This window comes from Paenibacillus oceani, from assembly GCF_014705615.1.
In the GTDB taxonomy this organism is placed as follows: domain Bacteria; phylum Bacillota; class Bacilli; order Paenibacillales; family NBRC-103111; genus Paenibacillus_AB; species Paenibacillus_AB oceani.
Map to the genome: position 1 here is coordinate 67,502 of NZ_JACXJA010000034.1, position 12,196 is coordinate 79,697.

Annotated in this window: 13 protein-coding genes; 8 read left to right on the forward strand and 5 right to left on the reverse strand. The window is 56.4% G+C overall.

Annotation, left to right across the window (positions count from 1 at the left end):
* Positions 1-95 precede the first annotated feature (95 nt).
* Entirely contained in the window at positions 96-794 is a 699-nt protein-coding gene (locus tag IDH45_RS23070) for a DNA alkylation repair protein (protein WP_190930487.1), read from the reverse strand.
* A gap of 257 nt (positions 795-1,051) precedes the next feature.
* On the opposite strand from IDH45_RS23070, the gene IDH45_RS23075 reads away from it, so the two are divergent.
* Entirely contained in the window at positions 1,052-2,011 is a 960-nt protein-coding gene (locus tag IDH45_RS23075) for a D-2-hydroxyacid dehydrogenase (protein WP_190930488.1), read from the forward strand.
* A gap of 27 nt (positions 2,012-2,038) precedes the next feature.
* Positions 2,039-3,247 (forward strand): glycerate kinase, encoded by a 1,209-nt coding sequence (locus tag IDH45_RS23080; RefSeq protein WP_190930489.1) that lies wholly within the window; start codon positions 2,039-2,041, stop codon positions 3,245-3,247.
* 835 nt (positions 3,248-4,082) lie between these two features.
* On the opposite strand, the gene IDH45_RS23085 is transcribed toward IDH45_RS23080, so the two are convergent.
* A complete protein-coding gene (locus IDH45_RS23085) occupies positions 4,083-4,229 on the reverse strand; it encodes a hypothetical protein (RefSeq protein WP_190930490.1) in 147 nt (48 codons plus the stop codon).
* 110 nt (positions 4,230-4,339) lie between these two features.
* Between IDH45_RS23085 and IDH45_RS23090 the strand changes: the two genes are divergently transcribed.
* The gene (locus IDH45_RS23090) at positions 4,340-4,555 is read left to right on the forward strand and encodes a hypothetical protein (protein WP_190930491.1); all 216 of its coding nucleotides are present in this window, start codon (positions 4,340-4,342) and stop codon (positions 4,553-4,555) included.
* A gap of 294 nt (positions 4,556-4,849) precedes the next feature.
* Complete coding sequence (locus IDH45_RS23095) at positions 4,850-5,071, forward strand: DUF1128 domain-containing protein (protein ID WP_190930492.1); 222 nt, start codon at positions 4,850-4,852, stop codon at positions 5,069-5,071.
* A gap of 70 nt (positions 5,072-5,141) precedes the next feature.
* Here IDH45_RS23095 and IDH45_RS23100 read toward each other — a convergent pair whose 3' ends face one another.
* A complete protein-coding gene (locus tag IDH45_RS23100) occupies positions 5,142-6,365 on the reverse strand; it encodes a glycosyltransferase (RefSeq protein ID WP_190930493.1) in 1,224 nt (407 codons plus the stop codon).
* Positions 6,366-6,465: 100 nt separating this feature from the next.
* On the opposite strand from IDH45_RS23100, the gene yyaC reads away from it, so the two are divergent.
* The gene (gene yyaC, locus IDH45_RS23105) at positions 6,466-6,978 is read left to right on the forward strand and encodes a spore protease YyaC (protein ID WP_190930494.1); all 513 of its coding nucleotides are present in this window, start codon (positions 6,466-6,468) and stop codon (positions 6,976-6,978) included.
* Between the two features lie 74 nt (positions 6,979-7,052).
* Here yyaC and IDH45_RS23110 read toward each other — a convergent pair whose 3' ends face one another.
* On the reverse strand, positions 7,053-7,298 hold the full coding sequence (locus IDH45_RS23110) for a hypothetical protein (RefSeq protein ID WP_190930495.1): 246 nt from the start codon (positions 7,296-7,298) through the stop codon (positions 7,053-7,055).
* A gap of 359 nt (positions 7,299-7,657) precedes the next feature.
* On the opposite strand from IDH45_RS23110, the gene IDH45_RS23115 reads away from it, so the two are divergent.
* Entirely contained in the window at positions 7,658-9,427 is a 1,770-nt protein-coding gene (locus IDH45_RS23115) for a methyl-accepting chemotaxis protein (RefSeq protein ID WP_190930496.1), read from the forward strand.
* Positions 9,428-9,630: 203 nt separating this feature from the next.
* Here the strand turns inward: IDH45_RS23115 and IDH45_RS23120 are convergent, their stop codons facing one another.
* Entirely contained in the window at positions 9,631-9,954 is a 324-nt protein-coding gene (locus IDH45_RS23120; protein WP_190930497.1) for a winged helix-turn-helix transcriptional regulator, read from the reverse strand.
* A 132-nt stretch (positions 9,955-10,086) separates the two neighbouring features.
* Between IDH45_RS23120 and IDH45_RS23125 the strand changes: the two genes are divergently transcribed.
* On the forward strand, positions 10,087-10,488 hold the full coding sequence (locus IDH45_RS23125; RefSeq protein ID WP_190930498.1) for a DoxX family protein: 402 nt from the start codon (positions 10,087-10,089) through the stop codon (positions 10,486-10,488).
* Positions 10,489-10,812: 324 nt separating this feature from the next.
* Positions 10,813-12,039 carry an MFS transporter gene (locus IDH45_RS23130; RefSeq protein ID WP_190930499.1) on the forward strand — a complete coding sequence of 409 codons (1,227 nt, stop codon included), beginning with the start codon at positions 10,813-10,815 and terminating at the stop codon, positions 12,037-12,039.
* Positions 12,040-12,196 lie beyond the last annotated feature (157 nt).

Consider the following 12,196-nt stretch of genomic DNA (forward strand, 5'->3'; position numbering starts at 1 on the left):
TCCCCGTCTAATCGTTTCGCCCGCCTTTCACATCCGATTCTCGCCTCTATCGCCTTGTGGGATCATGCCCTTAGCTTATCCGGCCCTTCTGGGCGTTATGCCGGATCGGAGTCTCCCGTCTGGCGGCGTTCCAGCCATTTGAGTGCCTCGCGCTCGCTCAGCGGCGAAAGCGCATGGTTTGCGACAAACCGCCGTACGGCGTCCGCATCCGTTTTCGAATATTCGCGAAGCGCCCAGCCGATCGCTTTACGGATAAAAAACTCCGGGCTGTTCTTCGTAAGGCCGATGTAGCGGAACAATCGGTCGGTGTCGGTGTTTTTCTTGTACTTCAGCTGATACAGCAGGGCTGTCCGCTGCAGCCACATATGATCGCACTCGATCCAGCGTTCCGTAAGAGGACCGGTCAGATGGGCATGCCGTAGCAGCAGCGGGCCGATCAGATTGGAGGCCAGGGCATCGACCGTATCCCACCACGATTTGTGCACGACCAGCGACTCGAGCAGGTCCAGATGACGTTCCTCCAGCCGTTTGACGTGCTTGGCAAGCAGGTCCAGAGCGGCATACTGATACTCCCGCTGGGGCAGCTCCCATAACGCCCGTGCCGTTTGTTCGAGCTGATCCGCGCTTGGTGATTGGATCCGGGACAACCACTCTTTGACGATCGCGCTTCGTACGGGCGACTTGATTCCCCAGAAATCGAACTGTCCGCGCATATAGGCGGTCATCGCCGCCGCCTCGCCGGGGTTTGAGGCCGCCTCGAAGCTCCTCTGCAAGTCGCAGGTCCATTCCTTCATCGTGTTGTTCCCTCCATAGGCAAGAATAAGGGCTGGCAGCCGAGACCTGTCGTTTGTGAATACGATGCCAAGCTAGATTTCGAAAAAAAATGGCGAATCGTGGCGTTACCATAGTTCCTTTGGTCTAAAATAGGATGTGAATCAGTTCGACGAAGCTCCGCGCATGTCCTGCCCGGGGAACGGAAATGTTGGCGTCCGGGACGACCTTGCGATACAATGCAGCTATACAGCCGCTTAACAGACAGGAGGAACGAAACATGAATATCATAGTATTGGACGGGTATACGCTGAATCCCGGCGATTTGAGCTGGGAAGGGCTCGAAGCGCTCGGAACGGTGACGGTCTATGACCGGACGCCTGCTGAATCGATCGTCGAGAGAGCGAAGGGAGCCCGTGTCATTCTGACGAACAAAACGCCGCTTCGCGCCGAGGTGCTGAAGCAGCTTCCGGAGCTGCAATATATCGGCGTTCTGGCAACCGGCTACGACGTGGTCGATACGGCCGAAGCGGCGAAGCTGGGAATCACGGTAACGAATGTGCCGGCGTACAGCACAGCTTCGGTTGCCCAATTAGTGTTTGCCTTGCTGCTCGAGTTATGCCAGCAGGCCGGCCTGCACAACGAAGCAGTCCGGAAAGGCGAATGGGCGGGTTGTCCGGATTTCAGCTTTTGGAAAACGCCGCTCGTCGAGCTGGCCGGCAAAACGCTCGGGGTTGTAGGGATCGGCGGCATCGGTGAGAAAGTAGCCGAGATCGGACAAGCCTTCGGCATGAACGTGATCGCTACGAACCGCAGCGGCAAACGCCCGGCGCTCGAAGGAGTGCGGCTAGTTTCGATCGGGGAGCTGTTCCAGGAAGCGGACGTCGTTACGCTTCATTGTCCGCTGACTCCGGAGACGGAGGGGCTGATTCAAAAAGCGACGCTTTTGCAGATGAAAAAGACTGCGTTTCTGATCAACACCGGGCGCGGTAAGCTGATCCGGGAAAGCGATCTGGCCGATGCGCTGAATGAGGGCGTGATCGCGGGAGCCGGACTGGACGTGTTGTCTTCGGAACCGCCTGCGGCGAATAATCCGCTTCTGTCCGCCCGCAATTGCATCATCACCCCGCATGTAGGGTGGGCTTCGTTTGAAGCGAGAGGACGATTGATGGATGTGGCGGTAAGCAATGTGGCCGCTTTTGCCGCCGGTTCGCCGGTTCATGTTGTAAACCGTCTGTAATCGCACGGATAGAATGGGGGAAGCGGGATGGAGAGGTACGAGGCCGGCAACGGGACGAGCGGACGAGGGACTAATTTCCGCGTGGTGGTGGCGCCGGATTCATTCAAAGGCAGTTTGTCGTCGGTAGATGCAGCGGAGGCGATCCGCTCCGGTATTCGGAGAGCGGTTCCGGATGCGGAGGTCGTCATCGTGCCGATGGCAGATGGAGGAGAAGGCACGGTGGACGCGGTACTGGCGGCGGCCGGGGGCGAGCGGATCGAGGCGGAAGTGACGGGCCCGCTCGGCGAGCCGGTAAGAGCGGCGTACGGACTTCTTCCGGACGGGCGTACCGCAGTTATCGAGATGGCGGCGGCTTCCGGGCTGCCGCTTGTAGGGACGAACGAGCGCGATCCGCTCAGAGCGACGACCTACGGCACGGGACAGCTGATTCGCGATGCGCTGGATCGCGGCGTACAGCGGATTCTGATCGGTCTGGGCGGAAGCGCTACGAATGACGGCGGCATGGGCATGGCGCAGGCGCTGGGCGTCCGGTTTGCGGATGCGGAAGGCCGGGAGCTTGCAGCCGGCCGGGGCTGCGGGGGCGAGCTGGAGCGCATCGCCTCGATCGATGCGAGCGGTCTCGATCCCCGGTTCGCGGCAGCGGAAGTGACAGTGCTGAGCGACGTCACCAATCCGCTGTGCGGCCCGGACGGGGCTTCGCCCGTATACGGCCCGCAAAAGGGCGCGACGCCTGAGATGGTCGAGCGGCTCGACCGCGGCCTCGCCCATTATGCGGAGCGGATTGCGGCATTGAATGGAAGGCAGGTCGCGGAAGTGCCCGGCGCCGGAGCGGCGGGTGGCCTGGGGGCCGGGCTGCTGGCCTTCGGCCGCACCGAGATGCAGTCGGGCATCCGCGTCGTGATGGAGCTCGCCGGTTTCGGGCGGGCGGCCGAAGGTGCCGCGCTTGTCATTACCGGCGAAGGCCGGACCGACGGGCAGACGGCGTTCGGCAAAGTGCCGGCCGGCATCGCGGAAGCGGCGGGCGTGCACGGCGTGCCGGTTGTTTGCCTGTCCGGCGGCTTGGGCGACGGCGCGGAAGCGCTGTATGACCGCGGCATCGCCGCGCTGTTCAGTATCGCGAATCGTCCGATGACGCTGGACGAGGCGATGGGCGACGCCGCCGCGCTGCTTGCAGAAGCGGCGGAGAACATCGTCAGACTGTACCGCGCCGGCTTGGGAGCAAGAGCGGGAGGCTGAAACGGTAGTGTGCCGGCTGGCGGGATGCGGAAGCTGAAGGCTGGATGCTGAAAGCTGAACGATTAATGCCGAATGCTGAACAATTAATGCCGAATGCTGCACGCTGAAAGCTGAGTGCAGAATGTTGAAAGCTGAATGCTACATGCCGCATGCTGAATATAGCCTGCTGCACGCTGATTGCCAAATGCTGAATGCTGAAAACTGAATGCCGAATGCTGCACGCCGCACGCTAAACGTTGAACGTTGAACGCTAACGCTGAATACGTGAGTGCTGCACGCTACACGCTGAAAGCTGAACGCCGACGGAGAAATAAGAGCTACTTACCGCTCTTAATTTGAACCAAAGAGCGGCATATAGCGAAATAAGAGCGGTTAGTGACTCTAATTTTCCTCAGAAACACTAAATTTAGCTGAAACGCCAAAAATAAGAGCTGCGAACCACCCTTATTGCGAGCCGAACTGCAATTTTCGGCTAAATAAGGGTGGCAAACCGCTCTTATTTTAATGGACAGCCACGGGAGCCGCCGGTTTAAAGGGAATGGCGGAAACCGTGGCTTCATTTTCCCAATCGTTACGACGGGAGATCTGGTTTGATGCCGTGATGATCGTATCGTCCGGTGGGTCTTGTTGTTCAGCGCCCATCCGCTCAAAGCTGCCGCCCGAGATTACCTGTGATCACCAAGCTCACCAAGATCACCCGAGATCCCCCGAGTCACTGAGATCACCCGAGATCACCGGAATCACCGGAATCACTGAGATCACCGAGATCACTGAGATTATCCGAGTTCTCCGAGATTACCCGAAATCACCCGACTTCCTCCCGCTTCACCCGAACTTACTCCGACTTCCCCGACTTTTCGCCCCGCACGGTTTGTTCCGAGGCTTCTTTCTCGACGACGTCGTTGACGAAGGCCATGTCCTGGTTTTCCGCCTTCATGTGGGCGGTTCCCTTGTAGTTGCCTTTGTGGGTTTTGTTTTCCATCGGATTTTGCTCCTTTTTCCGGTATAGATTGCCGAATCGGCGCGTACACGTAATACTGTGTGCATCCGGGAACAGGATTATGCGGGAGAGCTGCACAGGAGGGGGAACGAATGTTCTTGCCGCTGGACGAAAGAGAAGTGAAGGACGGACGGGGAGGGAGGAGGGGAGAACGCGGGGGCATCGTTTCAATTGTGGAAGGTTCCAACCTGAGGTTGGGCTGCCGACACGTGACCGGGCACTGCACGCCGGGAGTCACACGCGGTGCGATCCGGCGGGACGCTGCCTGTGCCTTTAAACGATACGAAGGATGGACATCTGGCGTGTAGACCGAAAGACAAGCGGAGCGGTCGCTCGCGGTGGTTCACCGCCACAGTCACAGCGTATAACGCGTTTTGTCCTTTTTTTCCTTTATTTTCCTTTAGCGGTTTGCAGTGTATCTGTCAACTCCAAGAGCCACGCTGCGGTGCGGTGCGGCTCCAGTCCCCCCAAATAAGCGGTAATGCAAGAAAAGGCATCCTTCTAATACTCCGGCAGGAACAATCGAGCGTTCTTCTATGGGCTTTCCCGGACCGGCATGATACAATAGCAACAGTCTACCGAAGAAGAAAGGGTGAGAATCGATGGATCTAACGATCAAATCCGAGGCGAATGTGGCATTCATGATTGAGCAGATCAAGGAAAGGCTGAACGTTGTCGCAGCCCAGTCGATCAAGCCGGACCATTTCGACATCAATAAGTATGAGGACCTGGTGGATATGTACGATGTCGTCATCAACAAACGGCATTTCAGCATCCGTGAGATCGAAGCCCTTTGCGATGAATTGAGGCAGCTCAAAAAGTAGCGCTATTCTTCGGGCTATTGAAAATCGGCCGATTACGCAAAAAATAAGAGTCCGTTCACGAGACGGACTCTTATTTGCCTAGCTGCGGACCGCTGCCGCCGCCCTGACTGTCGCCGTCCCGCATGCTCCGCAGCCGGTCCAGTGGGTAGAACGTGCCCCGCCAATAGATGCCGCCGCGGCGAAGCGTTAAGTAAACCGATCGAGCCAGGACGACGATCAGCATCCAGACGGCTGCAGGGAGCGCCCAGGCTTCCTTCCCGGAATCCTTCGACATCCGCCTCGTGCTGGCGATATATAAACCGACCAGGATGGCCGCGCTTGCCGCATAAGCGAAACCGCCCCAGGTCGGAAGCAGCAGTAAGCCGGCGAACGGGCCGAAGAAGGCGAGCAGCTGGCCGAGCATCCCGAAAACGGCCATCGGCAGCCGGTAACCGAAGCCGGAGAACAAGTTTTTTTCCAGCCCTTTGACAGCTTCTTGCAGCGTCGGGTACCATTCGACCTCCAAATGGTTTTTGCCGATCAACAGCCGCTGCTTGAACCCCGCCCGCTTGACCAGCACGCCCAGCCGAAGATCGTCGTCGGGACGCATCGCCAACGCCCGGTGGGTGCCGATAGCTTCATAAGCTTTGCGGGTAATCAGATTAAAGGCGCCGATTCCCGTTCCGAACTTGATCTGGCGGTCATCGTTGGCGCGCCACAGACGAAGGAACAGATTCAGCGAGAACATAAAATACTGCACGAAAGCGCGAAGCCAAAAGCTGCGTGCGATCATAAGCGGCGTCAACGTCAGATGATCGGCTCCGCTCGATTCGGCGTAGGAGAGAGCGTCCCGTATGGCCGTAGAGCGGAAGCGGACGTCGGCGTCGGTGAATAAGAGATAAGAGCCTTTGGCTTGCAGATAGCCTTGGTACAGGGCGTGGTTTTTGCCGAGCCACCCTTCCGGAAGCGCCGTGATATGGACAACCTTAAGCGGGATTGCGGTGGACGGTCGTTTCTCGGACCAGCGCTTCAGCTCGTCCAGCCGTCTTCCCGTACCGTCCTGGGAACGATCGTTAATGGCAATAATTTCGAGCCTGGGGTAGTCCTGCTCCAGCAAGTAACGAACCGTATCCGCGATCGACGCTTCTTCTTCCTTGGCGGCGACGATGACCGATACGAGCGGTGTTTCCCCTTTCCGTTTCGCTGCCGGGGCAAAAGGAAGCGGCCGGAGCAGCTTGAGCCCGGCCGAGGCCGACAGCAGCATGACCAGCCAATACAATAGCGTAACAGAGCCCAGAAGATCAAAAAATCGCATGGTCGTACTCCTTCGGATGTAGGTACGGTATCGTTTATTCATTGTAACACACCGGTCGGGAAAGCCAAGCGGAAGGAGATAACGAAAGGGGGGAGCGAACGTGAGCGGGGATACGATCCGGCATAAAGTCAAAGGGGAAGAGCTGCCGGAATTTTTCAAGTACATTCGGGAGCAGGGGGCGTTCACGGACGACCTCGTATTCGTCTGTATCGGCACGGACCGGTCGACTGGGGATGCGCTCGGACCGCTAGTGGGTACGATGCTCTCCGAGATGGGGTACCGGCATGTGATTGGTACGCTCGAGTCGCCTTGCGATGCCAGCAATTTACTAAGAAGGCTCGGCGAGATTCCGCCGGGCAAAGTGACAATCGCTATTGATGCGTGTCTCGGGCTGCCTGCGTCCATCGGATATTTTCAGGTGGCCAATCAGCCGATTCATCCGGGGAAGTCGGTCGGCAAGACGCTCCCACCGGTCGGTTCCTATTCGATTGCGGCGATCGTGAATACGGCCGGCCCGAAACAATACTGGAAGCTGCAGAGCACCTCCTTGTACCGTGTCATCAGCATGGCCAAAGAAATCGCCGCAGCCGTCCGCTGCGAATTCCCGGTATGATCCCGATACCGGCTGAATCCGAACAGGCATAAAGCCAGAAGAGCCCCTCCGGCGGAAACGGCTTTGTTTCCGAATCAGGAGCGGGCTCTTCGTCTTAACCGGTAATAATCGCCGATGCGGCCGAACAAGGCGTACGAAGCGATTGTCAGCAAATAAACGGCGAACACATTAAAATAGTGGATATCGCTGACAACTTCGATCAGCCATACGGGAACGCTCAGCATGAACAGGAAGATGTTGTCCGGATCGAGCCCGGAATAGTTGAACAAACAGAGGGCACAGCCGATTAGCGTCATGATCAGGGTTGCTTTATATTTCATTGTCTCTAGACCTCCTGAGCGAGCGGGAGAGATGGGCTGAAGCAGTGCTTGACGCTTTTAGTATTCGGTTTTGGCGGCGTTTTATTCGCGGGGGGCAGAAACCCGGAAGCAAGCGGCTGATAAGGCGCCGGCGTACGCGATTGATTCCCGCGCCTTTCTGCCGATCGGCGATTCGGAACAGGAAGATGTTTACAACAATTCCTTTCTGAAATTTTGACATTTTCATTACAAATCGCCCAAAAAACGCGCGCCTCAATTAAGGGTAAGCGCTTATTGTAAATGTAAGGAATCTGGTATACGATTGTCGAAAGACAGGAAGTATCATACAAAAGACACAGATATTTCGGGAGGGGACCGTAATGCAAGCAAAAGGCAGGCAAGTACGATGGAGGATTCGACAAAAAATGATTGCCATCTCGCTATTGCTGCTGGCCGTACCTACGCTGGTAGTAGGACTTGTCAGCTATAGCGTAGCCAAGGCGGAGACGGACAAGCTGATTGAAAGCAAGCTGCAGACGAACGTCAGGATGGCGATCGAGATGATCACCCTGATGGACAAGTCGGTCCAAAACGGGACGATGCCGCTTGCCACCGCTCAGGAGACGGTCAAAACCTTGCTTCTTGGAGAGAAAAAAGCCGACAATACGCGCCCGATCAATAAAAATATCGATATCGGCGTAAACGGCTATTTCTTTGTTCTGGACGACAAAGGCATGCTGCTGGCGCACCCGATGGTCGAAGGGGAGAACATCTGGGACAAAAAAACGAGCGATGGCTATTATTACATACAGGATATGGTGAAAAAGGCGCAAGAGGGCGGAGGCAATACGTACTACAATTGGCCGCTTCCCGCCACCGACAAGGACGCCGCCCCGAAGGAAGCGACGAAAATCTCCTATGCCGAGCTCGATCCGACGTGGAACTGGATTGTCTCTGCGGGCTCGTACCTGCAAGATTACAACGCCGGTCAGAAGCGCATCTTGTCGGTCATGGTGATCACGCTTGCCGCGTGTCTCGCAGCCGGCGCCGTTATCATCTGGCTGTTCGCGCAGCATATATCGCGCCCGATCGCGCAAGTAGCGCAGCGGACCAAAAAAATCGCCGAGGGCGATCTGACCGCCGGCGAACTGGTCATCCGCAACAGGGACGAGATCGGTCAGCTAGCGTCGGATTTTAATGTGATGAACGATCATCTGAGAACACTGGTGATGCAAGTGCAAGGAGGGGCCGAGCATGTGCTGTCCTCGTCGGAGGAGCTGTCCTCTTCGATCGAGGAGACGACGAAATCGTCCAAAGACATCGCTGAGTCGGTTCATCAGATAGCGGCGGGTATGGAGACGCACTCCCAATCGACGAACGAAAGCTCAAGGGCGATGGAGGAGATGGCCGTCGGAATCGGCCGGATCGCCGAAACCTCCTCGCAAGCGTTCGACGCTTCGCTGAATACGTCCAAGGCTGCGGAGGAAGGAGACGTATCGATCCGGAAGGCGGTCGATCAGATGAACCGGGTCAGTATGACGGTCGGGGAGCTGTCCGAGATCGTCCGCAAGCTCGATGAACGGTCCAAAGAAGTCGGGGATATCGTGCAGGTTATTACGAATATAGCGGCCCAGACGAACCTGCTTGCCTTGAACGCCTCCATCGAAGCGGCAAGAGCCGGCGAGCAAGGGCGGGGCTTCGCCGTAGTGGCCGGGGAAGTGAAGAAGCTGGCCCTGCAATCCGAGCAGTCGGCTCAGGAAGTAATCGTCCGGATCGAAGCGATCCAAAAAGATATCGGCTACGCCGTCGAGACGATGCGAAAAGGCGAAGAGGAAGTGCGAGAAGGAGCTGACCAGACCCGGGAGACGGGCGAATCGTTCAAGCGTATTCTGGATGCGACGCGCAGTGTCGTCGAGCAGGTGCAGGATGCGTCTTCCGCCGCGGAGCAGATGTCCGCAGGCTCCCAGGAAATATCCGCCTCGCTTCAGGAGATGGCCCGGATCACGGCCAGCGGAGCGACCGGCACCCAGACGATCTCGGCGTCGACCGAAGAGCAGCTGGCTACGATGGAACAGCTGGCGCTCCAGTCGGAGCAGCTTAGCCGTCTGGCCGAGCAGCTTCAGGAATCGGTCGCCAAATTCAAAGTGTAGTGGAACCGTAAAAAGACATCTTTCCAGCTTCCGATGTGTCGGAAGCCGGAAGATGTCTTTTTTTGGTCCGGCCGCAAGACCCGGGTGCCTAGCGCTTAGTACGAAGAAACGGACCGCGACATCATGTGCCTGGTTGGTGGCGGCGATAACTTGCCGGGCTCAAACAAGCTATTCGCCTAGCAGGGCGGTAATTTGGCGGGCAGTTAATAAATCCAGCGGTCTCCCCATTCCTGTACCGCGTTCATGACGGGACGAAGCGCCGTACCTTTCTCCGTCAGCTCATATTCGATCCGGATGGGCATCTCGGGGTACACGTGCCGCACGACGATCCCCGCCTGCTCCAATTCCTTAAACCGCTCTGTCAGCATCCGGTCGCTCATATCCGGAATCATGGACGATATATCCTTGAATCGCATCGGACCGTTCATCAGCACCTGGATGATCAGGCCGGTCCAACGTTTGCCGAGAAGCTCGAAAGCCGTTTCGAATTTGGGACACAGGTGGGATTTGTGATCCGCATTACTCATATCGAATCATCTCCTAAACCAGTTCGTAAAAATATTTTAACATAGATACTTGACAAAAGTAAGCCTTACCTTGTATTCTTAACTAACTTAAAGTAAGTAACAATAATAAGGTAATAAAGGAGAGGGGTAATGATGTTGGATGAAGCATTGTTGTTGATTCGTTTGGTGACCGGCCTTTTATTCGCGGGACATGGGGCCCAGAAGTTGTTCGGCTGGTTTGGAGGCCACGGGCTGAAAGGGACCGGAGGATTTATGGAATCCCTCGGGATGCGTCCCGGCCTACAGATGGCTTTCATGGCCGGATTGCTGGAGCTTGCGGGCGGGCTCCTGTTCGCACTCGGATTGTTTACGCCGGTGGCGGCCGCTTGTATCGTGATTACGATGCTGGTCGCGATTGTCAAAGTACACGGACGCAACGGGCTGTGGGTAACCTCTGGCGGGATCGAGTACAATCTGGTGCTGATCGCCGTCGCTCTGACCGTCGCCATGTCGGGGGCGGGAGCTTATTCGCTTGACGTCCGGCTGTTCTCCTGACCTTAGCCATTATAGAGGTTGTTCAAAAAGTCCACTTTTGATCACGAAGCAGATCAGGAAGCCTGCTCGACATCGAATATGGAATTCAGCCGGAACTTCCGGTGCTCACGTAGTTTCCACTACGCTCCGCTCCTCATTTCCTAGCTTCATCCCATCTTCTCGGTGCTGAAAACCGGACTTTTTGAACTCGCACTTATAGTCGAGATAAAGACGGCCGATTCCAAGGGCGATGCTGCAAATTGTAGCTCCGGCTTCCGCGGTTTGTGGTATGATGATGAAGGTTTGGAATGACCGGAAACCGGAGCGGAAGAGGGACGGAAGCAAGTGGGACTGACAGGCGAGATGCGCAAATTACTTATGATGAATGGAATCGGTCAAATTATTTTTAGCTATATCGGCATTTTTATTAACTTGTATATCTGGGAAGAGTCCAAAAGCTTATTCGACGTTTCCTTGTATAATTTCTTCACCTATCTGGTCTGGGGGGCCGGGTTTACCCTTGGCGCTCATCTGCTGACCCGCCGTTCGATGCGAATCGTTTATACCTTGTCGGCCTTGTCGGGACTGACCGTATTTTTGCTGCTGTCCTTCCTGCACTTGGAACAGCGTCTGGTCTGGATCGCCTTGATCGGATCGGTCGTCGGGCTGACGTTCGGACTGTTCTACGCCGGACAAAATCTGGGCATCTCCTTATCGGGGAAAGCCAAGGAATTCAGCAGGTACTTCTCGGTCGTCGTCGTGATGCAGCAGGTCGTGTCGGTATCGGTGCCGATCTTGTCCGCGCTTGTCATTATGGAGTTCGGCTATTCGGGCTCGTTCCTGCTGATGCTGGCGATCGTAGGCTGCATGCTGGGCGCCGCCCTGCTCGTGCCGAACTTGTCGCTGGCTGAGGTGAGAGAACGGGAGGGGGACTGGTTTCGGGGGATCGGTTATTTCCGCGTCTTTCATACCGCGTCCTCCAAATGGCTGCAGGCTGCCTTTATCGCCGCAGGGCTGTTTTTCCAGTTTCAAAACTTGTTTATTCTGATTTTCACCTTCAGCATTTCGCAGGACAAGCTGATCATCGCCCTGCTGAATGCCGCTTATACGTGCGCTGCCTTTGCCGCGCTTTATGTGCACCGGAGAGTCCGGCTCGGCGAGGACGCCTGGATGTTTATCGGCTGCAGCGTAGTCGCACTCGGGTTTTTGGCCGCACTTGTGCCTTACTCGCCGATGCTGGTGCTGTCCAACGTGTTGTCCGTGCTGGGGATGTATTATTTCGGTGTCAACTGGCAGACGAAAGTATACCGGTCGATGAACGCTTTGCCGCCGATGCAGAAGCTGAGGGTACTCGTATGGCGGGAAAATACGCTGTGCGCCGCCCGCTGCGTGATGCTGCTGCTGCTGTTCGCCCTGCCGGATATCCGGGGAGGCTGGTTTGCCGTCATCGTCGTCCTGACGATCGGGTTTATGTTCGCTGTTCCCCTTTGCCTGAGACGGAGCGAAGCTTTGGCCGCCAAACAACAAACCCATGCCGCCGCCGTTACCGAAGGAATGTCTTCGAGCGTGTAACATGTTGAAAAAGCCGTAAAAAGAGACGCCCCCGGCCGCTCGCGAAGCGGTAAGGAAGCGTCTCTTTAAGTAACTACTTAGGTACCTCAAAAAAGATGGTTTGAATGATGGGAAATTTGTGTAATGAAAAGTAATGGAACTATTTTTTAATAGGAGC